Here is a 24,916-nt window from a genome sequence, read left to right on the forward strand (position 1 = left end):
CAAGGGATTTCAAGCATGGATCTGAGCGATCTCGTCAGCGTTCCGGCAATCATGCCGGCGTTGAAGGCGAACTCCAAAAAGCAGCTGCTGCAATTGCTGTCCGAAAGGGCGGCGGCAATTTCCGGCATTCCGGAGCGAGAGGTGTTCGACACCATCCTGCAACGCGAGCGGCTCGGCTCCACCGGCGTCGGCAACGGCATCGCCATTCCGCACGGCAAGCTGGCTGGGGTGAAGCGGATCGCCGGCGTTTTTGCCCGGCTGGAGACACCGGTGGACTTCGAGGCCCTCGATGATCAGCCGGTCGACCTGGTGTTTCTGCTTTTGGCTCCCGAAGGTGCCGGCGCCGACCACCTCAAGGCGCTGTCGCGCATCGCGCGGGTGCTGCGCGACGCCGACACGGTTGCCAAGATCAGGGGCACGCGCGACGCCGTGGCCATCCATGCGCTGCTGTCGGACACGCAGGCCTCGCACGCCGCTTGAGGTTTTGATTAAATCCTTTGAAGGGCCGCCGTGAGCGGCCCTGTCCGTTTCCAGCCAGATCGCTGCGCCATATTTGTCAGTTGATGGCGCCAATGTTGGTGGATAGCGACGTTAGTGGATAGCGACCGGGGTCAGATCGTTTTCCAGCGCGCCAGCCAGTGCCCGGTCGCGAGCGTCCGAAAGCAGGATCGGCTGGCCATTAGCGGCAAACAGGGCCCACAGTTCCAGACCCGGCGCGATTTCGCCGAGGCCCGGGAAACGGCCGCGCAGATCGTCGCTCGACACTTTCCTGAGATAGGCGACCGAACCTTCGCCGAGATGGGCGAATTCGCCGCTGGTCATGATGATATTCTCGTTAGTTCTGGTCATTTCAAGCCTCCTTGCCGCGAGACGCCGCTCAAGGCCATCCCGCATGAGAGCTATCGGCAAAAATCAGTCTTTCACCGATATGTTTATTTTTCGTACCAGCCGTTCGGATTCCGGCCGATCGAGATCGATCGACAGAAGGCCGTTCTTCAATTCCGCCGCAATCACCCGCATGCCGTCGGCCAGCACGAAACAGCGCTGGAACTGGCGCGCGGCGATGCCGCGGTGGAGAAATTCGCGCTCGGTGTCGTCGTTCTGACGGCCGCGCACGACCAACTGGTTCTCCTCCGTTGTGACATCGAGATCGCTTTCCGCGAAACCGGCGACGGCGAGCGTGATACGCAGCCTTTCGGTTTTGCCGTCGGCACCGCTGAGGCGCTCGATGTTGTAGGGAGGATAGCTGTCACCGGACTTTGCCAAGCGCTCCAGCGTCTTTTCCATGGAATCGAAACCGAGGAGAAGCGGGCTGGAAAAAGGCGTCATTCGGCTCATGTTACAGTGTCCTCTCAAGAGCGACATAAAGTGGAAAAACCCGGATGGCATTTTTCCCGATGGTCTTGATATGGTCCGCCGCCCGGCAGACTTCAAGCCGTCACACGTCCCGCCCAAAAAGACTTGCCAAAACAAGGAATTGAAATGCCCCAATCCCGCAGGATCATCATCGACACTGACCCCGGCCAGGACGATGCCGTCGCCATATTGCTGGCGCTCGGCAGCGCCGAGCTGGAGATCGTCGGCATCACCGCGGTGGCCGGCAACGTGCCGTTGAAACTTACCGAAAAAAACGCCCGCAAGATCTGCGAGCTGGCCGGCCGGCCGGACGTCAAGGTCTATGCAGGCGCCATCCGGCCGCTGGCGCGCGAACTGGTCACCGCCGAGGAAGTGCATGGCAAGACCGGCCTCAACGGGCCGCAACTGCCCGAACCAAAGATGAAACTGCAGGAAGAGTATGCGGTCGATTTCATAGTCGAGACGCTGATGAGGGAGGAGAGCGGCACGATCACGCTTTGCGCGCTCGGGCCGCTCACCAACATTGCGTTGGCGCTGATCCGCGAGCCGAAAATCGCGCCGCGCATCAAGGAAATCGTGCTGATGGGCGGCGGCTTCTTCGAGGGCGGCAACGTCACGCCGACCGCCGAGTTCAACATCTATGTCGATCCGCATGCCGCCGATGTCGTGTTCAAATCCGGCATTCCGATCGTGATGATGCCGCTGGACGTCACCCACAAGGCGCTGACCACCGCCAAGCGCACGAGGGCCTTCCGCAAGCTCGGCACCAGGGTCGGCACGGCCACCGCGGACATGCTGGAATTCTTCGAACGTTTCGACGAGGAGAAATACGGTACCGACGGCGGCCCGCTGCACGATCCTTGCGTGATCGCGTATCTGCTGAAGCCGAAGCTGTTCAAGGGTCGCAATTGCAATGTCAGCGTGGAAACCGCCTCGGAGCTCACCATGGGCATGACGGTGATCGACTGGTGGGGGGTGACCAAGCGGCCGAAGAACGCCATGGTGATGCGCGACATCGACCATGATGCGTTTTTCGCGCTGTTGCTGGAAAGGCTGGGGCGGCTTTAGGGCTGCTCAGTAGTTGAGCAGGCGGTAGGTGGTGGTACCGTCCTGGCGTTGCTGTTCTTCGATCGATACTTCCGATCCGATCATGTGGGGTGTTTCCACCTCACCATCGACAAATATCCGAGCGTTGCCGTCATGGAGGCGGACTTCATATCTATAATAAAGTCCATGTCCGACGGAACCTTTCGGATTTAGAGGCATCGTCGCAACATCTTCGACGGTGCCTCCTACGAGTTGTGTGCCAGTGATCGGACTGTTCTGCCTAGTTACAATCGGCACAGCGATCGCGAGAGCGAGCGCGCACAAGATTGTGATGCCAACAACTCTGTCGCGAAACTCTTCCCGAAGCAAAAGAATGCGGGTTCTAAGAGAAATATTTGTCGGCCCCATACCTTAGAGTTGAGTAGCATAGGGGCTTTGTTCAAGAGCGATTCCCCGAAAAAGCCATGTCACTCGCTTCACCTTTGAAAACAGCCTATCGATCGATCGTCGTTCAATTTGCAAACCGGTAAAAGACGAAGCCATTGTCGCGCGTGACGCGCTCGATGCCGACGCGCGAGCCGATCAGATGCGGGAGGTCGTCGTAAACGAGGACCGTCGAACCGTTCTCAAGGACCAGCAGATATTGGATATTGCGCCCTTTACCCTGTCCACTTTTGATCGTTGCATCGACCGGGTCGACCGACCGGATCGGACTTGCGTCATTCGCCCATTTGTTCAGAGCCGACGGAACCATCGCCGCGAACAAAGCGATGGACAGGATCACGCCAAACGCGTTCCTTTTCAAATCCGCGTAAGTCCACGGCATAGACATGAATCCCCAACTGTTGATCCATGTGGTGGCCTGAAGGCCGACTTTCAATCGGCCTTCCTATTCCAGGATGTTGCTGTTGGCGTCGCCGGGCTCGCGGCCGTTACTTCGCCTTGGAAAACGCCAGCCACAGGCCGCCGCCGACCAGGAAGCTGCCGCTGATCCTCGACAAGAGCTTGACGCGGCCGGCCGACAGCAGACGCCCTGCGCGGCCGGCGGCCAGCGCGTAGGTCGAATCCGAGACTGCGGCGAAGATCATCGCGGTGAGACCCATGACGCCGATCTGTAGTGCGTAATTGCCTTCAGGCGCGATGAACTGGGGAAAGAAGGCGCCGAAGAACACCAGCGTCTTTGGATTGCTGATCGCCACCAGCAGCCCCTGCAAAAAGAAGCCGCCACGCGGCTTTTTTGCCGATCCGTCGGCGTTAAGCTTGCCTTTCGAGCGGAACATCTGCACGCCCATCCAGATCAGGTAAGCGGCGCCGATCAGCCGGACCCATTCGAACCAGTGGCCCATGCCGGCGATCAGCGAGGTCAGCCCGATGCCGACAATGGCGATCATGATGGCCAGCCCGGCCTGGGTGCCGGCGACATTGGCGAGCCCGGCGCGCGAGCCGTGGCGGATGCTGTTGGCAATGATCAGCGTCACCGTCGGCCCCGGCACCAGGATGATGACGATGCAGGCGACGACATAGGTGGCGTAGAGTTCCAGCGACATTTTTTCCCTCCACAGATGCCGCTCGTGCGGCGCGCTGTCGCGATCAATGCATGGCGATGAGTTGCGTGCAAGTCGGCGAGGCGCCGACAATACGGAGCTGATTTCAGCAGGCGCCGGCCTGCCATGGCAGCGTTGCCTCATAGGCGGCAGCCGCCCTCAGCACGGAGAGGTCACCGCGCGGCCGCCCGATCAATTGCATGCCCATTGGCCGGCCCCTGGCGTCGAAGCCCGCCGGTAGGTTGACCGCCGGGCAGCCGCCCAGCGTGGCGAGCGCTGAGACCTGCATCCAGCGGTGATAGCTGTCCATGGCACGCCCGGCCACTTCCCTTGGCCAGTGGGTGACGACATCGAAGGGAAAGACCTGTGCGGCTGGCAGCGCAATCAGGTCGAAACGCTCGAAGAGCGACAGCAGCATTCGATGCCAGGACGAGCGCCTCACCGTGGCGGCGTGGATCTGCGGCGCGGTGAGGCGCAGTGCATGTTCCACCTCCCAAACGGCCTCCGGCTTCAGCAGACTTCGTTTCAGGAGATCGTCGTAATGCGCCTTGAGTGCACAACCGCTGCTCGCCTGGCGAAGCGTTACAAAGGCTTGCCACAGCGCTTCGAAGTCGAATTCCGGCATCAGCGGCTCGGCCTCGAAGGATACATCCGCGAACCGGCCGAGTGCTGCCTCGCAAAGCTGTAGAATGCCTGCTTCAACCGGCAGATGGCCGTTAAGATCGCCGAGCCAGGCGATGCGCCCGCCGGCCGCCGGTGCTTCCAGCCCTTCGAGGAACGAGCCTGGCTTATCATGCGACAGCGGCGCGCGAGGATGATAGCCGGCCTGAACGTCGAGCAGCAACGCCATGTCACGCACGTTACGCCCCATCGGCCCTTCGACGCCCATTTGCGCAAGAAACACATCAAGGTCAGGGCCGGCCGGCACCAATCCCTGCGATGGACGGAAGCCATAGACATTGTTGTAGGCAGCGGGATTGCGCAGGGAACCGCCAAAATCGCTGCCATCGGCAACGGGAACCATGTCGAGCGCCAGCGCGACCGCCGCACCGCCGCTCGAGCCGCCGGCGGTCAGCGCCGGGTCAAATGCGTTGAGCGTCTGTCCGAACACGGTGTTGTAGGTGTTGGAGCCGAGCCCGAATTCGGGAACGTTGGTCTTGCCGATGATGATCGCGCCGGCCTTGCGGACGCGCTCGACGAAGAAGTCGTCTTCCTCAGGCACAAAATCGGCGAAGATCGGCGAGCCGAAGGCGGTTCTCAGGCCTTTTGTCAGCGCAAGATCCTTGATCGCGATCGGCAGGCCGAACAGCGATCCGGTATCTCCTCCTCGCGCCAGATGAGCGTCAGCGCTGTCGGCCTCGCGCAGGATGTCGGCACGCTCACGCAGTGAAACGATAGCGTTGACCAGCGGGTTCACCGCCTCGATCCTGTCGAGGCATGCCGCGACCACTTCGCGCACCGAAAGCTGCCGGCGCCTGATCTTCCCGGCAAGCTCCACGGCAGACAGGCGGCAGATGTCGCCGGCGGGCGGCACCGCGTGCTTCGTCGTCGGGCGCATGGCTGTCATCCCGCTTTAGCCTGCAGATTTCTGCAGGGCGGCATCGACGTCCCTGGCCAGCGGGATGGCCGGCTGTGCACCGGCCTTCAGGCAGGCCAGCGAACCGGCTGCGGCAGCGCGGGCAAGCGCCTGGTCGAGCGGCAGGCCGGCTGCCAGCCCGGCTGCAAAATAGCCGCAGAACGTGTCGCCGGCGCCGACCGTATCGAGCGGACTGATCTTCAGCGCCGGAACCATCAGGAGATCGTCCGGCGTTGCCGCCAGAACGCCGTCCGAGCCAAGCGTGACGACGATGGTGCGGCCGGTTCTCGCGGCATAGTCGCGCATCCGTGCCGGGCGGTCGCGGCCATTCAACGACAGCGCCTCGCCATAGAGGTCGAACTCGGTTTCGTTGGCGACGAGATAGTCGGCCTTGCCGAGGAAGCCGGCCGCGTCGCCATGGAAAGGTGCGGTGTTGAGCACTGTGATCGCGCCGGCTGTCCTTGCCGCGTCGAGTGCTGCCTCGACGGTCTGCAGCGGGATCTCCAGTTGCAGCAGCACGACGTCGCCGTTTTTCAGGAAGGCCTTGGAAAGGTCACCCGGCACGACCGAATCATTGGCGCCCGGCACAACGGCGATCACGTTCTCGCCGTCGGCGCCGACCATGATCAACGCGGTACCGGTCGAGGCAAAGGTCTCGCCGACGCCGGACAGGTCGATCTTGCCGTCGCGCAGCAGCGCCAGAGCGTCGCTGGCGAAGCTGTCCTTGCCGACCGCGCCGACCATGCGCACCTTGGCGCCGGCGCGGGCGGCGGCCAGCGCCTGGTTGGCGCCCTTGCCGCCGGGGGCAGTAGCGAAACCGGAGCCGCGCACGGTCTCGCCGGGACCGGGCAAGCGGTCGACACTTGCGATGAGATCGAGATTGATGGAGCCGATGACGACGATCAAGAAATGCCTCCCGCTAGCGCATACCACTCTAATTGCGCGGGAAGCTACTCCGTAAGATCGCTGCTTGTCACCCTAGCGGTCCTTGCATCGCTCGTGTCGTTTCCATTCGTTGGCTATTCAAGAGACCTGTCCCGCCTCCCAGCCGAGGATGGCGCGTTTTCGGGTCAGGCCCCAATGGTAGCCGGTGAGTGCGCCGGACTTGCCGAGAGCCCGGTGGCACGGCACGACGAAGGACATCGGATTGGCACCGACCGCGGCACCGACAGCCCGGCTGGCGCTCGGTGCGCCGATGCGCGCGGCGATCGAGGAATAGGTGCAGGCCTGGCCCATCGGAATACGCAGCAAGGCCTCCCAGACACGGACCTGGAAGTCTGTGCCGATCATGACGACGCGCAGCGGCTGGTCGGCGCGCCACAGCGACGGATCGAAGATGCGCGCGGCATAGGGCGCCGTCGCCGCCATGTCCTCGACATAGGTCGCATTCGGCCAGCGGCTGGACATGTCGGCAAAGGCCGCACGCTCGCCGCCGGGGTCGTTGAAGGCGAGGCCGGCAAGGCCGCGGTCCGTCACCATGATCAGCGCGATGCCGAAAGGCGAGATATGATAGCCGTAGCGGATGGTGAGCCCTGCGCCGCGGGTCTTGTAATCGCCCGGCGACATCGCTTCGTGGGTGACGAACAGATCGTGCAGCCGGCCTGGGCCGGACATGCCGAGTTCGAACGAGGTTTCAAGCAGCGGCATGCCGGCATCGAGCAGCTTGCGCGCATGATCGAGGGTGACGGCCTGCAGAAAAGCCTTGGGCGACAGGCCGGCCCAGCGGGTGAACAGCTTCTGCAGCCCGGTCGGTGTCTCGCCGACCTCCTCGGCCAGCACTTCCAACGAAGGCTGGTCGCGATAGTCGAGGCTGATCTTTTCGATGGCACGACGGACGATTTCGTAGTCTCCACCTTCAGGCGTGATGTCTTTCTGAAGGATTGCTGTCGTTTTGAGAGGCATTTGGGCGTTCATGGCAGTATCTCCTTGAGTGCGAATATCGTCCTTCGCGGCGCCGATCACCACCCGAAACTTGCTTTCCCGCGGCATGTACCCAGATAGAGCTGGGCTTTGAATGGGGAGGACGGTCGTGGCTGGTGAAAAAGTAAACCTGACCGGGGCAAAGGAGACTTTGCTTTTAACACTTTACGGCAAGGCGCTGGAGAGCCGGCTGCCCAATTCGCTGCTCAGGGACTACTTTGCCGACGAGGCGGTGCGCAACATCGACTATGATTTCTCACGGCTCAAGGTCGACAACAATCTCGGCGTCGGTCTAGCAATCAGGGCAAAGACGCTGGACGTCTGCGTTCAGGACTTTCTCGCCCGAAATCCTGACGCCATCGTACTGCATCTCGGGTGTGGGCTCGATACGCGCATATTCCGTATCGACCCGCCAGCCGGCGTGGACTGGTTCGACGTCGACTATCCCGAAGTCATCGATCTCAGGCGCAAGCTCTATCCAGTGCGGGATCACTACCATCTGATCGCTTCGTCGGTCACCGAACCTGGATGGCTGAACAAAGTACCTCGGGATCGCCCGGCCATAGTCGTGGCGGAAGGCCTGACTCCCTACCTGGGTGCCGAGGAGGGGCAGCAACTGTTTTCTCGTTTGGTGGGACATCTTTCGAGCGGCGAACTGGTTTTCGATGCCTATAGTCGCCTGGGACTGAAGATCATTCGCCTCAATTCCTCCTTCCGCGCCACCGGCGCCGAGGTCCACTGGAGCATCGAGAACCCGCATGAATTGGAGCGAGCCGTTCCGAAGCTGCGGTTCGTCGAGGACATCCCTGCCTATAAGCCGGAACATGCCGCTCGCATGCGCTGGTTCGCGAAACTGTTCGTTCGCCTTTGGAAATACATTCCAGCATTGCGCAAGATCGGCAGGCTGTTGCGCTATCGGTTCTGAAACGCTGGCTCAGCGCGCCTTGGCGGCTGCCAGAGCGCGCGAAAATGCGGTGGCAAAACTTTCGCGGTCGGCAGGGTTGAGGAAGCCGCCGATCGAGACGGTTTTTCCTTGCGCCTCGACCGCCATTCTGGTGATGCCGATCTCGGCGTGGCGGGCGATCGAAAAGCGCGCCCAGAACGGATTGAAGCGGTGTGCTTCCGATTTGCCTGACGGGGCAGTCTTGCGGATGTCGAGGCTGGTGCGCGACACCGATACCTCCTCGCGAGCCCGGGCGGCACGATAATTGGCGCGGAAGGCGATGTAGACGGCGATCACGTCGAGGCCGAAGAAGCCGAACACCGGCCAGGCGCCGCGCGACAGAAAAAAAGCTCCGGTCACCAGCCAGCCGAACAGCAGGGCGCCCATCAGGATGGCAAAGCCGGTCTTGCCCAGCGACCGGTGCGGTGTCAGCAGCGCCTGGAAAAATGGCTCGTCGGCCTGAAATGAGGCGTTTGTGTCGCTCATTGGGGAATATTATAGGAAGGCAATGACAAGCCCCAAGCCCAAAAACTCTTCTGCGCTAAAAAAAGACCTGTTGCCCGGCCGCCGCGACGGCTCGAACGTCAAGCCGCGTCCGCGGCCGGCGAGATCGCGGGCGCTTTACAGCGCGGCCGAGGTGCATGAGATTTTCCGGCGCTTTTCCGTTCAGCGGCCGGAACCGAGGGGCGAGCTCGAACATATCAACGCCTTCACGCTGTTGGTGGCGGTGGTGCTTTCGGCTCAGGCGACGGACGCCGGCGTCAACAAGGCGACGCGGGCGCTGTTCAAAATCGCCGACACGCCGCAAAAGATGCTGGCGCTAGGCGAGGCCAAGCTCGGCGACCATATCCGCACCATCGGGCTATGGCGCAACAAGGCCAAGAACGTCATCGCGCTGTCGGAGGCGCTGATCCGCGACCATGGCGGCGAGGTGCCTGAGGATCGCGATCAACTGGTCGAGCTGCCGGGTGTCGGCCGCAAGACCGCCAACGTCGTGCTCAACGTGGCATTCGGCCAGCATACGATGGCGGTCGACACGCACATCTTCCGCATCGGTAACAGGCTCGGCCTGGCGCCGGGCAAGACGCCGGAACAGGTCGAGCAAGGTTTCCTGAAGATCATTCCGGATGAATATATGCGGCACGCGCATCATTGGCTGATCCTGCACGGCCGCTATGTCTGCAAGGCGCGCAAGCCGGATTGCCCGGCCTGCGTCATCGCCGATATCTGCAAGGCCAAGGAAAAGACGACCAGCGTGCCTGCACCGCTGGTCGAGATCGCGCCGCTCGGGCCAGTAGAAGCGGCTACTGAGTCAGTGCCCGGCAAGTGACTCTGAAGTTCCTCGTATGTGGCGCCGTCCACATTCAGGAACTCTCCTCGACGAACACCTCCTCGCGCTTCTTCCTGACCGCGGGGAGAAACACGATGACGAGCACGGCAAGCGCGATGAGGAGCAGGCTGGCGCTGATCGGCCGCGTCACAAAGGTGCTCGGATCGCCGCGCGAGAGGATCATGGCGCGGCGTAGGTTTTCCTCGAGCAGCGGGCCGAGCACGAAGCCGAGCAGCAGCGGCGCAGGTTCGCAGCGCAGCTTGGTCAGGAGGTAGCCAAGCAAGCCGAAGAAGGCGACGGCATAGAGGTCGTAGACGTTGGTGTTGACGCTGTAAACGCCGATCGAGCAGAACGCCATGATGATCGGGAAGAGCACATAGTAGGGGATGGTAAGAAGTTTCACCCAAAGCCCGATCAGCGGCAGGTTCAAGATGATCAGCATCAGATTGCCGATCCACATCGAGGTGATGATACCCCAAAACAGTGCAGGCTGTTCGATGGCGACATTGGGGCCGGGCACGATGCCCTGGATGATCATCGCGCCGATCATCAGCGCCATTACCGGGTTGGCCGGAATGCCGAGCGTCAGCATCGGGATGAAGGAGGTTTGGGCGCCGGCATTGTTGGCCGATTCCGGTCCGGCGACGCCTTCGATGGCGCCCTTGCCGAATTCCCCGGGATTTTTCGAGACACGTTTTTCGACGGTGTAGGAGGCAAAGGCGGCAAGGATCGCGCCGCCTCCCGGCAGGATGCCGAGCGCCGAACCGATGATTGTCCCGCGCACGATGGGAGCCGCCATGCGCCGAAAATCTTCGCGGGTCGGCATAAGGCCGGAGATCTTTCGGATCAGCACGGAACGCTCATGCTCGTTTTCGAGGTTGCGCAGTATCTCGGCGACGCCGAAGACGCCGACCGCCACTGCGACGAAATTCAGCCCGTCGGCATATTCGCGGATGCCGAGCGTGAATCGGGGTGTGCCGGTGTAGATATCGGTGCCGACAAGGCCGAGCAGCAGGCCGAGCACGACCATGGCCAGTGCCTTGACGATCGAGCCGTGGGCGAGCGCGACGGACGAGACCAGGCCGACGATCATCAGCGAAAAATACTCGGGCGCGCCGAATCTCAGCGCTATCGCCGTCAGCGGTGGGGCGAAGATGGCGACGAGGAAGGTCGACACCGTGCCGGCAAAGAACGAGCCTATCGCCGCGGTCGCCAGGGCTGCTCCGGCGCGGCCGTTCCTGGCCATCTGATAGCCATCGATTGCGGTGACGGCCGACGAGGATTCGCCGGGCATGTTGATGAGAATGGCGGTGGTCGAGCCGCCATACTGCGCGCCGTAATAGATACCGGCGAGCATGATGAGAGAGGAAACCGGGTCGCCGATCTGGAAGGTGATCGGCAACAGCATGGCGATGGTTGCGGTGGCACCGATGCCGGGCAGGACGCCAATCAGCGTGCCGAGAAGGACGCCGATCAGGCAGAAACCGAGGTTTGCCAAAGATGTGGCTGTCGAAAAGCCGAGTGCGAGGTTGTTGAGGAGTTCCATTTCATCTCCTCACAACGACGTTGGCAACCACGGGCCGAAACGCCGAAACGGCAGGCCGAGTGCGTAGCTGAAGACGACGAATGCGAACAGCGTCAGGCCGGCTGACAGCACGAGTGCAGTCAGCGGCTTCATACGGCCGCTACCGAAAGATGCGATCAGCGCCGTCAGGAAGATCGACGGGATGAAGCCGAGGCCGCGCACCGTCAGGCCGAAGAAGATCGGAGCAGGCAGGATGAACAGCATGCCGCGCCACGCAATGTAACCGATCGGCTCGCTCTCGAAGCGCACTGCCTCGACTAGGATGACGGCGCCGAGCAGAATGAGCACAATTGCCAGCACCAGCGGGAAATAGCCCGGCCCCATGCGAAAGGCGGTGCCGATTTCGAGGCCCAGCGACTGCAGCGCGAAAAAGGCGCCAATAAAGATCAACAGCGCGGCGCATATGCCGTTGGTTCTGTCGATTGCGAAAGGTTTCATGGCGTCCTCCCGGCCCGCCTCACGGGCGTGCCGATGCCGGTGTAAAAACGGGGCGCTGGCGGCGCCCCGTTAAAAACCTTTAGTCGGCGTACTGGCCGGCCGCTTCGATGATCGGCTTCCAGCGCGCAATCTCACTTTCCAGCTTGGCCTTGAGCGCGGCCCGCGTGGCATCGGCCTCGGGCGACGGCTTGGTGCCGAGTTCGGCAAATCGGGCGACGACGTTCTGGTCCTTCAGCGCCACCTGCAGAGATTTCGACAGGCGTTCGGTGATCTCGGCCGGCGTGCCCTTGGGTGCATAGATGCCGTGCCAGATGCCGACCTGCACCTGGGGAAGACCGGCCTCTATCGTCGTCGGCACGTCCGGCAGCACGTCTAGCCGTTGCGGCGAGGTTACGGCATAAGCCTTGATCGTGCCGCCCTGGATCTGCTTGGTGGTATTGGTCGTCTGGTCGCACATGATGTCGACCTGGCCGCCGAGAAGATCGGTCATGGCCGGGCCGGTGCCCTTGTAGGGTACGGTGACCAGCGGCGTGCCGATGGCGCTCATAAACAGCATGCCGCACAGATGCGAGGCGGCACCGATCCCGGCATTGGCAACGGTGATGCTGTCCTTGTTGGCCTTGGCGTAGTCGACCAGCCCCTTCAGATCGGTCGGCTCGAGGTCCTTGCGGCCGACGATGGTCATCGGCACCTCGGTGACGAGGCCGACATATTCGAATGCGTTCAGCGTGTCGTAGGCGAGCTTTCTGTAGAGCGTAGCACTTGTCGCCATGCCGATGTGATGGAGGAGCAGCGTGTAGCCGTCAGGCTCGGCATTTGCGACGCGGCCGGCGCCCAGTGTGCCGCCGGCGCCGCCGACATTCTCGACGATGACCTGCTGGCCGAGGTCCTTCGACATGGCTTCCGCGACAAGACGCGTGACGGTGTCAGTAGGGCCGCCGGCCGAAAACGGCACGACAATGGTGATGGTGCGTTCGGGGTAGGTCTGCGCGCCAGCGGCCGGTGGGTAAAGCATGGCGGCCGCAGCGACAGCCAGCGCGGCGATGAATTTTCGCATCGTGTTTCCTCCCAGGATATGATTGCCAACCGCTGCGCGGATTCCTCTAAAACCGACTGTAGATGGAGCAATAACTAGCGCAACCCGACAAATGACAATCGGGCTCAAACGGCAAACTGCACGTCTATCCGCGCAAATGAGTGGGAAGGATGGGCCGTGCGATGCCCTTCCTCCAACCTATGCTAGTAGCCATAGCCGCGCGCCATCGCCGCCGCGAACACCGGGATCAATAGGAAGATCGATGCCTCGGTGCGGACATAGGTGCGAACGGACGCTAGCTCCGCCGCAGGCACCTGGAAGCCGGGACTGGCGCTCGCCTGCCTGTTCCAGGACAGGAATCGGACGGTCGGGATAATCGACAACAGGCCGACAATTGCGAAAGCGGCCATCTTTGCCCAGAACATCCAGTTGTAGACGTAGAATTCCCAGCCCTTGAGACCATAGATGACGCGGCCGATGCCGGCGACGATGATCAGCATGGCGATGATGCCGTAGTGGCGATCGATGCCGACAAGCCGCTTCAGCGTCGCGGCGGACAAGTCGCTGCGGATCAGGACGAACTCGGCGCCGATGATGCCTGCCAGCGAAAACACCAGCAGATGATGGAAAATGGCAAGCACAAGGTCGGTGGTGTCCATGCTGTTCCCCTCTGTCGGACGGCAGCGCCGAAACCCAACGCGCCTGAACCAGTACTGGAGAAAAACTAACACCGCCTGGCAGGATTCACATCAGCCTGGAAGATGATCTACACAGCCTTGGCTCTTGTTTTTCGCAACGGATTTGGATTTCCCGTCTCGAGCGTGTCGCTGTCCCCACTTTTGGAAGACCTGCATTAGGCACCGGCAACACAAGCGAGACATGACCATGGCCAGTCCGCATTCAATTGTCGCCCCAGTGATTGAGACCTCGCGCACGGTCCTGCGGCCGCACCGGCTTGACGATTTCGACGCCTACGTCGCGATGTGGGCCGATCCCGTCGTCACCCGCTTTATCGGCGGCAAGCCGCGCACGCGGGAGGAAAGCTGGATGCGCTTCCTACGCCACGCCGGCCTGTGGTCGCTTCTGGGCTACGGCTTCTGGGCGATCGAGGAAAAGGCCACCGGCCGCTTCATCGGCGAGGCCGGCTTTCACGATCTGAAACGCGACATGACGCCCTCGATCGAGGGCATTCCGGAGACCGGCTGGGCTCTGGTTGCGGGCGCGCATGGCCACGGGTTGGCCAGCGAAGTCGTCGCACGGGTGCTTGCCTGGGGCGATGAGGCATTTGCAGCCGCGAAGACCGTCTGCATCATCGATCCGGAAAACACCGGCTCGCTGAACGTCGCGGCAAAATGCGGTTATGGCGAAGTGCTGCGAACCGTCTACCAAGGCAAGCCGACCATCCTGCTGGAGCGGCAGCCCTGACGGACGCTGTCTGGCCTCTGCACGTCGTCCGGCGTCGAGTTCGCCTGCCTGAAGATCGCACAGGCCGATTGTGCCGCATGCGGCGTGTTCTGTCTTTGACAGGAAGACGCAAACTCTGCATGAATTTTATCGAGCGGGTCTGAAGTCAGGCCACGTTTCTGGCAGGCACCGGAGGAGGTGTCGCGATTTGGAGGAATCCCATGCTGAACAGACGCCGATTCTTGATGAGCACCGCTGCAGCAGGTGCTGCCGGACTGGCGGCATCGCATTTTATCCCCGCCTTCGCGCAGGACGCACCGCAGCTGCAGATTTTCGTGCCGGCGGCGCCGGGCGGCGGCTGGGACCAGACGGCGCGCGCCATGGACCAGGTGCTGCGCGGCGAAAAACTGATCTCCGGCTCGCAGATCACCAATGTCGGCGGCGCCGGCGGTACTGTCGGCCTGCCGCAATTCGTCAACCAGTGGAAGGGCAAGGGCAATGCGCTGATGTTGGCTGGCATGGTCATGGTCGGCGCGATCATCGCCAACAAGGCGGCTAACAACCTTACCGAGGTCACGCCAATCGCCCGCCTCACCGGCGAGTTCGAGGCGCTTGTGGTGCCGGCCGCCTCGCCATTCAAGACTGCGGCCGACTTTGTTGCCGCCCTCAAAGCCGACCCGACGCAGGTTCCGGTCGCCGGCGGTTCGGCTGGCGGCTCGGACCACATCTTGTTCGGCCTCATCGCCAAGACCGTCGGTGTTCCGGCCACCAATCTCTCCTATGTGCCGTTTGCCGGCGGCGGCGAGGCGCTCTCGGCGCTGCTCGGCAACCAGGTCGCGGCCGGCATCTCCGGCTATGGCGAGTTCGCCGAACAGGTCAAGGCGGGTGCGCTGCGGCTGCTGGCCATCTCCGCGGATAAACGCCAGGAGGGAATCGATGCGCCGACGATGAAGGAAGCCGGCATCGATGTCGAGCTGTTCAACTGGCGCGGCGTCTTCGCACCGCCCGGCGTCTCGGACGCCGACAAGGCAGCAATGATCAAGCTGATCGAGACCATGGCCAAGAGCGACGCCTGGGCCACCGAATGCAAGAACCGCAACTGGACGCAGATCCTGCTCACCGGTGACGATTATGCGAAATTCGTCGCAGAAGACACGGCCCGCATCGGGACGATCCTCAAGGACCTCGGCCTAGCGTGATGCTCTCGGCAAGGGGCGGCAGCCTGCGCCAACCCTTGCCGACTTTCGCCAGCCGCATGGACATACGCGGCGCCGGAGGTGAAACTACTCCGGGATCGGCCGAGTGAGACCGGTCCAAGGAGAACCGGCCCCAAGGGACCGACATTGGGAGGACGATGATGAGCACCAGCGACCAGCCGGCGCCGCCGCGCCTTGCAGTACCCGAACTGCTGATCGGCGTCGGGCTCCTCGCCTGTGCCGGTGCGGTTGCCTGGCAGACGCTGGCAATCCCGGTGTCGCCGCTCTATTCCAAGGTCGGTCCGACCGTCTTTCCCTACATCACCATGACCGGGATGGTGATCCTGTCGCTGCTGCTCATCATTGCCGCCTTGCGGGGCGGCTGGCAGCCGGAGGACGAAAAGGAGACGCCGACCGACTGGAAGGCGATGGGCATCGCCGCCCTCGGACTGATCGCCAACCTGGTGCTGATCCAGCCGCTCGGCTTTACCGCGGCATCTGTCATCATGTTCGTTCTCATCTGCCATGGTTTCGGCAGCCGGCGTCCGCTGCGTGACGTGCTGCTCGGGCTGATCCTGGCGCTGGCCGCCTATTTCGGCTTTGCCAGGGCGCTTGGCGTCAATATCGGCGCCGGCTTCATCGAAAACCAGCTGAACGCGATCGTCGATTCGGTCGTTGCCATGCTGAGGGGCTGACGCCATGGAAACGCTCGGCCATCTCGCGCACGGATTTTCGGTCGCCTTCTCGCCGATCAATCTCATATGGTGCCTGGTCGGCACCACGCTGGGGACTGCGATCGGCGTGCTGCCCGGCCTCGGGCCGGCACTGACCATCGCGCTGCTGTTGCCGATCACCTATCAGGTGGCGCCGGAGGCATCCTTCATCCTGTTTGCCGGCATCTACTACGGCGCCATGTATGGCGGCTCGACGACATCGATCCTGCTCAACACGCCTGGCGAAAGCGCCACCATCGTCACCGCGCTGGAAGGCAACCGGATGGCCCGCTCCGGCCGTGGCGGTGCGGCCCTGGCGACCTCGGCGATCGGCTCCTTCGTCGCCGGCACGCTGGGCACGATCGGCGTTGCCTTCCTGGCGCCGATCGTCGTCAAATTCGCGCTGGCCTTCGGCCCGGCCGAATATTTCTCGCTGATGGTGCTGGCCTTCATCACGGTTTCGGCGGTGCTCGGCTCGTCGTCGGTGCGCGGCCTGACCAGCCTGTTCGTCGGCTTCGTCGTCGGCATGATTGGCGTCGACCTGCAGACGGGGCAGCCGCGCTTCACCTTCGGCATGAGCGAATTGCTCGACGGCGTCGACGTCATCGTCGTCGCCGTTGGCCTGTTCGCCGTTGGCGAGACGCTTTACATGGCCTCGCGCCGCTATGCCGGCAAGGACGACATCGTGCCGTTGAAAGGGTCGCTCTACATGACCGCGGCCGAATGGTCGCGCTCGTGGAGGCCATGGCTGCGCGGCGCCCTGATCGGCTTCCCGATCGGCGCCATGCCGGCCGGCGGCGCCGAAATCCCGACCTTCCTCTCCTATGCGATCGAGAAGAAACTCTCCAGACACAAGGAGGAGTTCGGCACGGTCGGCGCCATCGAGGGCGTTGCCGGGCCGGAAGCGGCCAACAATGCATCCGCGGCCGGCGTGCTGGTGCCGATGCTGACGCTCGGCCTGCCGACCTCGGCGACGGCCGCGATCATGCTGTCGGCGTTCCAGAGCTACGGCATCAATCCGGGGCCGCTGCTGCTGACGACGCAGGCCGACCTGGTGTGGGGGCTGATCGCCAGCCTGTTCATCGCCAATGTCATCCTCGTCGTCCTCAACCTGCCGCTGATCGGGCTCTGGGTGCGATTGCTGAAGATCCCGGCGCCGCAGCTCTATGCCGGCATCCTGGTGTTCGCCACGGTCGGCACCTACGGCATCTCGCAATCGCCGATCGACCTCGTCATCCTCTATCTGCTCGGTGCCGCCGGTTTCCTGATGCGGCGTTTCGATTTCCCGACCGCGCCCGTCATCATCGGCATGATTCTCGGGCCGCTTGCCGAAACGCAGTTCCGCCGCGCGATGACCATCTCGAATGGCGATTGGACGGTGTTCTACAAGCATCCGCTGTCGCTGACGCTGCTGACGCTGGCCTTCATCGGGCTGGTTGGACCGCATATCTGGGCCTACATCGAGCACAGACGCATGCGTGGACCGGAGCACGTGCCGGGCGATGCCTGAGCTGTTCGTGACGTCATGACAGACCTGCTTTCCGGCATCCGCATCCTTGACCTGACCAATGTGCTGGCCGGCCCCTATTGCGCCTACCAGCTGGCGTTGCTCGGGGCCGACGTCATCAAGGTCGAGACGCCGCAAGGCGGTGATCTGGCGCGCCAGCTCGGCGCCTCGCCGGAGCTCAACCGGGCGGGCATGGGCGCTTCGTTCCTGGCGCAGAATGCCGGCAAACGCTCGGTGGCGCTCGATCTCAAGCAGGAGGCCGACCGCGAACGCTTCCTCGATCTGGTCGCTTCGGCCGACGCGCTGGTCGAGAATTTCCGCCCCGGCGTAATGGACCGGCTGGGGCTTGGCCATGCCAGGCTGAAGGAGGTCCGGCCAAGCCTTGTCTATTGTGCGATATCGGGCTTCGGCCAGACCGGGCCGATGCGCGACAATCCAGCCTACGACCAGATCATCCAGGGTCTTTCCGGCATCATGAGCATCACCGGTACACCGGAAACGGCGCCGCTGCGTGTCGGCTATCCGGTTGCCGATACGCTTGGCGGGCTGGTCGGAGCGTTCGCCATTACCGCCGCATTGGTCAAGCAGAAGACGACAGGCGAGGGCGCGTTCCTGGACGTGTCGATGCTCGAATGCACGCTTTCTGCGCTCGGCTGGCCGGTGTCGAACTATCTGACGGCGGACGTCGAGCCGCAGCCGATGGGCAATGAAAACATGACGGCCGCACCGTCTGGCGCGTTTCGCACCGGCGACGGCTTGCTCAACATCGCCGCCAACAAGCAAGAGCAGTTCGTCACACTGTGCCGGTTGATCGGCCGGCCGGAGTTGGCGGCGGATGTCCGCTTTGCCGAGCGCGAAACGCGCAAGCAGAACCGCATCGCATTGAAGGCGTTGATCGAGGACGCCCTGGCGAGCGGCTCGGCCGCCGCCTGGGAGGAGAGGTTCAATCGCGCCGGCGTGCCGGCCGGCCGGGTGCTGACGATCCCGCAGGTTCTGCAGGAGCAACAGGTGATCGAGCGCGGCATGACGGCGCGCTTCCAGGCTGTGTCCGGAATGGACAAGCCGCTGACCGTGGTGCGCGGCGGCTTCATGGTCGATGGCAAGGCACCTTTGCCGAGCAGGCCGCCGCCGGGGCTGGGCGAGCATATGGACGAGGTTTTTGCCGACCTGCCGCCACGCGCCAAGAAAAGAGCGAAGGCATGAGCGGAACGCAAAACAAGACTGGTCGCGCGCGCGGCGAGGAATGGTGGCAGACCGGCATCATCGAGATGCGCCCCGGCGTCATCCGGCTGCGCGGCTATGAAATCCAGGATCTGATCGGTCGCGTCAGCTTTCCGGCAATGATCTGGCTCATGCTGCGCGGCGAAACGCCAAGCGAGGAGCAGGCGGCGCTGCTTGGCATCGCGCTGGGTGCTGCCGTCGACCATGGGCCGCAGGCGCCGTCGATCGCCATCGCCCGTATGGCGATCACCTGCGGCGTCGGCATCAACAGCGCCATGGCATCAGCCGTCAACGTGCTTGGCGATGTGCATGGCGGCGCCGGCGAACAGGCGCTTTCCTTCTACGGAGACATCGCTGCCGAACTGGACGCCGGCATGCCGCTTGCGGACGCCGTGTCGGCGCGGCTCGATCGTTTCCTTGCCGGGGAAAACGGTTATGTGCCCGGGCTCGGCCATCGTTTCCATCCGGTCGACCCGCGGGCGCCCCGCCTCATCGAGCTAACCCGCGACTTTACCGCGCGCGGCATCGTCAGCGGGCGCTTCGCCGATATCGCCGAGGCGATCGAGGCCGAGGTGGCGCGGCGCAAGGGCAAAAAAATCCCGCTCAATATCGACGGCGCCACGGCCGTCATCTACGGCGAGCTCGGCTTTCCGCCGCCGCTGACGCGCGGCCTTTTCGTGCTGTCGCGCTCGGTCGGCATCCTCGCACATGCGTGGGAACAGTCGCAGGAAAGCGACCGCAACAAGGGGCCGCTGCCGCGCGAATGGCTGTGGGCCTATACCGGCACGCCGGCGCGGCCTCTGCCCGAGGAAGACGATGGCAGTCAGTGAGGCATCGGTTCAAGAGACGGCGGCGGCGGGCGCTGGAACCAATTCCATCCCGACACAGTCGGGGCAGGCCTCCATCTTCTATTGAGCGGGATCTTTTCCGAACGCCGGACCCTGCTTTTTGGGATTATGCTCCAGCTCGGCAATCCTGATGTTCCTCACCAGCGTCGAAAGATCCGGCTCGTCGATGAGCAACGCCGCGTCGGCTGGTGCCAGCCACGCACGCTGACGCCTCTTGGATTCCTGCCAGTCGGCAAGTTCCTCGGTTACCTCCAGCAAATAGACGACGACGTCGACACGGACGAAGCGGTTCGCCAGCCGCTTCCAGTAGCAATAGGTGCCGGCCGGCTGTTTCAGTGTCTTGCCGAGAACGCCGGCTTCTTCCTGTGCTTCGATGGTGGCCGCCTTGCGGCCGCTCTTGCCCTGCATCGGCCAGCCCTTCGGCACAATAAAGCGCCTTGTCGTTCGCGATGTGACCAGCATCACCTCGACTTCGCCATGCTCGTTCAGCCGAAACGGAATCGCCGCGACCTGGCGAATCCGGTCGCCCTCCCTTGCCTTGCGTACGACCTTCTTCTTGCTGGCTGCCATTCGATAATCCAGTCGAGGCGGTGCCCAAACGGCAAGGGCAGCGTTGCAAAGTCGGCCGCTTTCAATGGGGCGCAAGCGGAGCGGTTTCCACAATATATAAGTCGGCTAAATAAATGGAAAGGGCCGGTCGTCAGCGGCAGGTGCTGACAAAGCCGCTCCCCGACGGCAGCAACTGGCAAGTTGGCCTCATCTGCGGCACCTCCTGCCGTTGCGGTGTTGGGATTTGGCGATCCTGGGCACGGTACTGCTGTTGCTGCTGCTGGTATTGCTGCCGCCGCAGCCTGTTCTCCAACATCTGCAACTGGTCTTGCTGGATCAACACGTTGCGGTCGGCGGGACTGACGACCTGTGCCGATGCAGCAGGATTTACGCCCGACAGCATCGCCGCGGTCAGCATTGCCGACCCTAAAAACGTCAATAGACGAAGCCGTGACATCCATTCATTCCCGCACAAAACCGATCTTTCCTTAATATAGGGCTTTTGTCCGACGACACCATGGCCGCCGCTGATTTGAAGCGGATTGGAAGAGGCATTTCGGCTTCGGATGCTCCTCGCGTCAATCGACTTCGCGCAGCCGGTATCCGACGCCGGTCTCGGTCGTGATATAGCGGGGCTGGTCGGGCGTCTTCTCAATCTTTAGCCTGAGTTGCCGGACATAGACTCTGAGATATTGAACGTCGGTGGAATCGCCCCAGACCTGCTTCAGCAGGAACTGGTGGGTGAGAACCTTGCCGGCGTGCTGCACCAAGGTGCGAAGAATGTCGTATTCCTTCGGCGAGAGCTTTATCTCCTTGTCCTCGACCTTGACGACGCGCTTCACCAGATCGACGGAGAGGTCGCCGGTTTGGAACACCGGTCTCTCACCCTGCTGCTGAAACTTGTGGCGAAGCGCTACGCGGATGCGTGCGACAAGCTCGTTCATACCGAACGGCTTGGTGACATAGTCGTCGGCGCCGAGTTCGAGGGCGGACACGATGCCGGCCTCATCAGTGCGGCTGGAAAGAATAACCACGGGAATGTCCAGGCCATCATCCCGCCATTTGCGCAGCAAATCATGGCCGCTCATGCCGGGGAGGCCGAGATCGAGCAGGACAAGGTCCGGCTTTTCCGTCTCGATGAGTTCAATCGCCGCCCTGGCGTTCGGCGCCTCGCTGATCGCATAGCCTTGGCTGCCAAGCCCGACGCGAAGCAGTTTCCGGATCGGCGGTTCATCGTCGACCACCAATATCCTGACGTCCAGGCTCGTCATGCCAGATCGTCCATATTTTGATGGCCCGCATCGGGTTCGCCGAGGTTGGGCAGTTCCGCCGGCACCAGTTGCATCCTGATGGTGAAAACCGCCCCCGAGCGGTCGGACCTGTTTGCCGCCGAGAGCGTCCCGCCCATCGCTTCGATGAAGCCGCGGCAAATCGACAGGCCGAGCCCCGTGCCGGCACGCACCTGGTCACCCTTGCGCACACGGTAGAAAGTGTCGAAAACGCGCTCTAGATCCGCTGGCGGAATGCCTGGTCCCTCATCCATGATCTGCAGGATGACGAAGCCGTTGTCGGCCCAGGCTTGCAGGCGGATCGTCGAACCTGGCGGCGCGTATTTTGCAGCATTGTCGAGGAGGTTGAACAGCACCTGTTCGAACAGAACGGGGTCGACCCGCAACATCGGCAGATCCGATGGAATGTCGATCTCGGTCTTATGCTCGCCGACGATTTTGCGGGCCCGATACAGAGCTGAACCGACAATGTCGCCGAGATAGTGAAACGCATAGTTCGGCTCCATCGTGCCGGATTCGATCTTGGTCATATCGAGCAGATTGGCAATGAAGCGGTTAAGCCTCTCCGCTTCATCGAGCACGGTCGACAGCAGTTCCGTCCGGTCCTGCTCGGGAAGTGCGGCCTCGAAGTCCCTGAGTGTTCCGGCCGCGCCCATGATGGCGGCAAGTGGCGTCTTCAAATCGTGGGAAATGGAGGTGAGCAAGGCCGAGCGCAGACNGCGCCCATGATGGCGGCAAGTGGCGTCTTCAAATCGTGGGAAATGGAGGTGAGCAAGGCCGAGCGCAGACGGTCTGCCTCGGCCGCGAGCTTGGCCCGGTCAACATCGGCGACGAGCTGGATGCGCTCGATGGCGACCGCCGCCTGGTCGGCGAGCGCATCGAGCAGACGCTGCTGCTCGGGTGTCAGCAGCGGACCTTGCTTGTCGTTGTCGAGGCCGACAACGCCCACCGCCGTGCGTCCGGTCCGCAAGGGCAGATAGAGGCGCTTTGCTCCGGGCAGCGTGTCGGCGCCGCGCCCGGCGGCGCGGTTATGCTCCCAGGCCCAGCGGGCTGCTGCGATGTCGGCCTCGGCCAGCGTGTCGTCGGGTGGGTAGCCGGCTTTGACCGCAATTGTGCCGTTCTCCGGCAGAAGCAGCACCACGCGCAGCTTCAGCATCGAGGCGATCTGGAAGGCAGTCGCCCAGAGAACGTCATCAAGCGTCCCAGCGCCGGCGAGCTTCTTTGAGAAGAGATAAATATCTTCTGTGGCGCGTGCCCGCGAGCGCGCAGCGACCGCCTGACGCTGCACGCGCGCTGTTAGATTGCTGGCAATGACCGCAACAACCAGGAAGACAGCCAGCGCAACGATGCTCTCCGGATCCTCGATCGTCAGCGTGTAGCGTGGTTCCAGGAAGAAATAGTTGAAGGCAATGGCGCTGATGAGGCAGGCATACAAAGCCGGCCAGAGACCGCCGGTCACCGCCGACGTCAGGACCCCAATGAGAAAGATGATCGCCAGATTGCGGACGTCGAGAAACTGGTCGAGAAGAACGGCGAAGGCGAGCGAGCCAACAACATAGGCCGTGGCCCTGAGATAGGGCCAGATCTCGAACTGCCACTGCTCGTCCGCCGCCTTGACGGTCCTCGACGTCGCCTCGGCGTTGCGTTCGTTTCCCGAAATGACATGGACGCTGATGTCGCCGGCATTGCGGATGAGATCGTAAGTGAGCGAGCCTTCGATCAATTCCCGCCAGCGCGATCGGGTCGGCCTGCCGATCACGATATGGGTGAAGTTGTTCGCCGTCGCATGCCGAACGATGTCTTGCGCGACGTTCTGACCCGGAATGGTCGTCACCTCGGCACCGAGCTGCTCGGCAAGGCGCAGCTGCGTCGCCAGCCGATCCTTGTCCTCCTCGGGCATGGCCGCTGAATGAGGGGTATCGACATGAAGCGCCGTCCAAGGGGCGCGGAGCCGGTCGGCCAACCTCCGCGCATAGCGTACACGGGCCGCCCCGCCCGGACGCGCATCGACGCAGACGAGAACCCTTTCCCCCGCCGCCCAAGGCCCGGGTATCGCGTGGGCCTGCATGTGGGTCAGCAACTGCTCGTCGACCCGCTGGGCAGTGCGGCGGAGCGCCAATTCCCGGAGCGCCGTCAGATTGCCCGGCGAGAAATAGTTCTCGATGGCGCGCTGGGCTGTGCTGGGGATGTAGACCTTGCCTTCCTCAAGCCGCTTGATCAGATCGTCGGGGGTGAGGTCGATGATCTCGATGTCGTCGGCCTGGTCGATTATGGAGTCGGGGACAGTTTCCCGCACCCTGACGCGGGTGATCTGCGCCACGACATCGTTCAGGCTCTCGACGTGCTGGATATTCAGCGTCGTGTAGACATCGATGCCGTGCGTCAGGATTTCCTGGACGTCGAGATAGCGCTTGGGGTGACGGCTGCCGGCGACGTTGGTGTGGGCGAGTTCGTCGACCAGAACTAGGGCCGGGTGCCGGGCGAGGATGGCGTCGAGATTCATCTCCTCAAGGATCCGCCCCTTGTAATCGATCTCAAGGCGAGGAATGACCTCGTAGCCTTCGACCAGCGTCTGGGTTTCCTTGCGGCCGTGCGTCTCGACGATGCCGATCACCACGTCGACCCCGTCGGCCAGCCTGGCGCGGCCCGACATCAGCATCTCGTAGGTCTTGCCGACACCGGGGGCGGCGCCGAGAAATATCCTCAGGCGACCGCGCTCCTCCCGCTCGGCGTGCTCAAGCAGCGCGTCGGGAGAGGGCCTGGTTTCGGCGGTGCGGCTGTCGTCTGGCATAAGGGTCAATCATGAACGGCGCCGGCTTCGGTGTCGATCCCGGCGCCGGTCCTTCACTGTTTCATCGCATCGTCCAGCGCAAGGTTGAGGGCCAGCACATTGACCACCGCCTCGCCGATGAATCCCAATTCGCGATCTTCGACATGGCTGTCGACAAGCGATTTGATCCTGGATTCATCGACGCCCCTGGCCTTGGCCACCCTGGCAACCTGAAAATAGGCCGCATCGGGGCTGATATGCGGATCGAGGCCGCTGCCGGACGTGGTGACCAGATTCATCGGTACCGGCTGGCTCGGGTTTTCGGCTCTCAGCTTTTCGGCGTCGCTCTTGATCCTGTCGATGAGCTTCGGGTTGGTCGGGCCGAGATTCGAGCCGCCCGAGGCGGCGGCATTGTAGCCGTCGCCGGCAGCCGACGGGCGGCCATGGAAGTAGCGGTCGCTTTCGAAAGCCTGGCCGATCAGCTCGGAACCGACGAGCTTGCCGTCCTTCTCGATCAGGCTGCCATTGGCCTGGCGCGAAAACAGCGCCTGGGCAATGCCGGTCATGCCGATCGGATAGACCAAACCCGTCAGAATGGTGAAGAAGACGATCATGACGATCGCGGGCCTGATTTGATTGAGCAT

Annotated in this window: 26 protein-coding genes and 1 pseudogene; 10 read left to right on the forward strand and 17 right to left on the reverse strand. The window is 62.8% G+C overall.

The genetic code is table 11. From position 1 onward, the window contains the following. Nucleotides 1-15 precede the first annotated feature (15 nt). Entirely contained in the window at nt 16-480 is a 465-nt protein-coding gene (ptsN, locus tag X773_RS46945) for a PTS IIA-like nitrogen regulatory protein PtsN (protein WP_023675268.1), read from the forward strand. 111 nt (nt 481-591) lie between these two features. On the opposite strand, the gene X773_RS46950 is transcribed toward ptsN, so the two are convergent. Both X773_RS46950 and X773_RS46955 read right to left on the reverse strand, forming a co-directional pair. Next, nucleotides 592-849, reverse strand: coding sequence for a DUF1150 family protein (locus tag X773_RS46950; protein ID WP_023675269.1), 258 nt, complete (start codon nt 847-849; stop codon nt 592-594). A gap of 63 nt (nt 850-912) precedes the next feature. Then, nucleotides 913-1,338, reverse strand: coding sequence for an Hsp20 family protein (locus tag X773_RS46955; protein ID WP_023675270.1), 426 nt, complete (start codon nt 1,336-1,338; stop codon nt 913-915). Between the two features lie 144 nt (nt 1,339-1,482). Between X773_RS46955 and X773_RS46960 the strand changes: the two genes are divergently transcribed. Further along, on the forward strand, nt 1,483-2,424 hold the full coding sequence (locus X773_RS46960; RefSeq protein WP_023675271.1) for a nucleoside hydrolase: 942 nt from the start codon (nt 1,483-1,485) through the stop codon (nt 2,422-2,424). A gap of 490 nt (nt 2,425-2,914) precedes the next feature. Here X773_RS46960 and X773_RS46970 read toward each other — a convergent pair whose 3' ends face one another. The 5 genes from X773_RS46970 to X773_RS0137320 all read right to left on the reverse strand — a co-directional run bounded on the left by X773_RS46970 (nt 2,915) and on the right by X773_RS0137320 (nt 7,437). Further along, on the reverse strand, nt 2,915-3,283 hold the full coding sequence (locus X773_RS46970) for a hypothetical protein (protein WP_245274634.1): 369 nt from the start codon (nt 3,281-3,283) through the stop codon (nt 2,915-2,917). 52 nt (nt 3,284-3,335) lie between these two features. After that, complete coding sequence (locus X773_RS46975; RefSeq protein ID WP_023675274.1) at nt 3,336-3,950, reverse strand: LysE family translocator; 615 nt, start codon at nt 3,948-3,950, stop codon at nt 3,336-3,338. 103 nt (nt 3,951-4,053) lie between these two features. Further along, entirely contained in the window at nt 4,054-5,514 is a 1,461-nt protein-coding gene (locus tag X773_RS46980) for an amidase (RefSeq protein WP_031211348.1), read from the reverse strand. Between the two features lie 6 nt (nt 5,515-5,520). Next, nucleotides 5,521-6,429: a ribokinase gene (locus tag X773_RS46985; protein WP_023675276.1), complete on the reverse strand. Its 909-nt coding sequence runs from the start codon at nt 6,427-6,429 to the stop codon at nt 5,521-5,523. A gap of 117 nt (nt 6,430-6,546) precedes the next feature. Further along, on the reverse strand, nt 6,547-7,437 hold the full coding sequence (locus X773_RS0137320; protein WP_031211349.1) for a methylated-DNA--[protein]-cysteine S-methyltransferase: 891 nt from the start codon (nt 7,435-7,437) through the stop codon (nt 6,547-6,549). A 115-nt stretch (nt 7,438-7,552) separates the two neighbouring features. Between X773_RS0137320 and X773_RS46990 the strand changes: the two genes are divergently transcribed. After that, nucleotides 7,553-8,368, forward strand: coding sequence for a class I SAM-dependent methyltransferase (locus tag X773_RS46990; protein WP_023675280.1), 816 nt, complete (start codon nt 7,553-7,555; stop codon nt 8,366-8,368). Nucleotides 8,369-8,377: 9 nt separating this feature from the next. On the opposite strand, the gene X773_RS46995 is transcribed toward X773_RS46990, so the two are convergent. After that, a complete protein-coding gene (locus X773_RS46995; RefSeq protein WP_023675281.1) occupies nt 8,378-8,872 on the reverse strand; it encodes a DUF2244 domain-containing protein in 495 nt (164 codons plus the stop codon). 22 nt (nt 8,873-8,894) lie between these two features. On the opposite strand from X773_RS46995, the gene nth reads away from it, so the two are divergent. Next, nucleotides 8,895-9,716 carry an endonuclease III gene (gene nth, locus X773_RS47000; protein ID WP_023675282.1) on the forward strand — a complete coding sequence of 274 codons (822 nt, stop codon included), beginning with the start codon at nt 8,895-8,897 and terminating at the stop codon, nt 9,714-9,716. Between the two features lie 34 nt (nt 9,717-9,750). On the opposite strand, the gene X773_RS47005 is transcribed toward nth, so the two are convergent. From X773_RS47005 to X773_RS47020, 4 genes are all read right to left on the reverse strand, one after another. Next, nucleotides 9,751-11,262, reverse strand: a complete 1,512-nt coding sequence (locus tag X773_RS47005) for a tripartite tricarboxylate transporter permease (RefSeq protein WP_023675283.1) — start codon at nt 11,260-11,262, stop codon at nt 9,751-9,753. A gap of 9 nt (nt 11,263-11,271) precedes the next feature. Continuing rightward, nucleotides 11,272-11,739, reverse strand: a complete 468-nt coding sequence (locus tag X773_RS47010; protein ID WP_023675284.1) for a tripartite tricarboxylate transporter TctB family protein — start codon at nt 11,737-11,739, stop codon at nt 11,272-11,274. A 79-nt stretch (nt 11,740-11,818) separates the two neighbouring features. Continuing rightward, nucleotides 11,819-12,796: a tripartite tricarboxylate transporter substrate-binding protein gene (locus tag X773_RS47015; protein ID WP_023675285.1), complete on the reverse strand. Its 978-nt coding sequence runs from the start codon at nt 12,794-12,796 to the stop codon at nt 11,819-11,821. A 182-nt stretch (nt 12,797-12,978) separates the two neighbouring features. Then, on the reverse strand, nt 12,979-13,434 hold the full coding sequence (locus X773_RS47020) for a DUF2214 family protein (protein ID WP_023675286.1): 456 nt from the start codon (nt 13,432-13,434) through the stop codon (nt 12,979-12,981). Nucleotides 13,435-13,660: 226 nt separating this feature from the next. On the opposite strand from X773_RS47020, the gene X773_RS47025 reads away from it, so the two are divergent. The 6 genes from X773_RS47025 (at nt 13,661) to X773_RS47050 (ending at nt 19,646) form a co-directional block, all read left to right on the forward strand. After that, nucleotides 13,661-14,200: a GNAT family N-acetyltransferase gene (locus X773_RS47025; protein WP_023675287.1), complete on the forward strand. Its 540-nt coding sequence runs from the start codon at nt 13,661-13,663 to the stop codon at nt 14,198-14,200. A 200-nt stretch (nt 14,201-14,400) separates the two neighbouring features. After that, complete coding sequence (locus X773_RS47030) at nt 14,401-15,378, forward strand: tripartite tricarboxylate transporter substrate-binding protein (RefSeq protein WP_023675288.1); 978 nt, start codon at nt 14,401-14,403, stop codon at nt 15,376-15,378. Between the two features lie 158 nt (nt 15,379-15,536). Continuing rightward, nucleotides 15,537-16,070: a tripartite tricarboxylate transporter TctB family protein gene (locus X773_RS47035; protein WP_023675289.1), complete on the forward strand. Its 534-nt coding sequence runs from the start codon at nt 15,537-15,539 to the stop codon at nt 16,068-16,070. A gap of 4 nt (nt 16,071-16,074) precedes the next feature. Beyond that, nucleotides 16,075-17,598 (forward strand): tripartite tricarboxylate transporter permease, encoded by a 1,524-nt coding sequence (locus X773_RS47040; RefSeq protein WP_023675290.1) that lies wholly within the window; start codon nt 16,075-16,077, stop codon nt 17,596-17,598. Between the two features lie 15 nt (nt 17,599-17,613). Next, the gene (locus X773_RS47045; RefSeq protein WP_023675291.1) at nt 17,614-18,798 is read left to right on the forward strand and encodes a CoA transferase; all 1,185 of its coding nucleotides are present in this window, start codon (nt 17,614-17,616) and stop codon (nt 18,796-18,798) included. After that, nucleotides 18,795-19,646, forward strand: a complete 852-nt coding sequence (locus X773_RS47050; protein ID WP_023675292.1) for a citryl-CoA lyase — start codon at nt 18,795-18,797, stop codon at nt 19,644-19,646. Before X773_RS47045 ends, X773_RS47050 begins: the two co-directional genes overlap by 4 nt. 78 nt (nt 19,647-19,724) lie before the next feature. On the opposite strand, the gene X773_RS47055 is transcribed toward X773_RS47050, so the two are convergent. The 5 genes and pseudogenes from X773_RS47055 to kdpC form a co-directional block, all read right to left on the reverse strand. Then, nucleotides 19,725-20,234, reverse strand: a complete 510-nt coding sequence (locus tag X773_RS47055) for an NUDIX hydrolase (protein ID WP_023675293.1) — start codon at nt 20,232-20,234, stop codon at nt 19,725-19,727. A 130-nt stretch (nt 20,235-20,364) separates the two neighbouring features. After that, nucleotides 20,365-20,670, reverse strand: a complete 306-nt coding sequence (locus X773_RS47060; RefSeq protein WP_023675294.1) for a hypothetical protein — start codon at nt 20,668-20,670, stop codon at nt 20,365-20,367. A gap of 121 nt (nt 20,671-20,791) precedes the next feature. Beyond that, nucleotides 20,792-21,484, reverse strand: a complete 693-nt coding sequence (locus X773_RS47065; protein ID WP_023675295.1) for a response regulator transcription factor — start codon at nt 21,482-21,484, stop codon at nt 20,792-20,794. Continuing rightward, a pseudogene (locus tag X773_RS47070) lies at nt 21,481-24,293 on the reverse strand (sensor histidine kinase KdpD). Before X773_RS47070 ends, X773_RS47065 begins: the two are co-directional and overlap by 4 nt. A 53-nt stretch (nt 24,294-24,346) precedes the next feature. Then, complete coding sequence (kdpC, locus tag X773_RS47075; RefSeq protein WP_023675296.1) at nt 24,347-24,916, reverse strand: potassium-transporting ATPase subunit KdpC; 570 nt, start codon at nt 24,914-24,916, stop codon at nt 24,347-24,349.

This window comes from Mesorhizobium sp. LSJC280B00 (genome assembly GCF_000502835.1).
Taxonomy (GTDB): Bacteria; Pseudomonadota; Alphaproteobacteria; order Rhizobiales; family Rhizobiaceae; genus Mesorhizobium.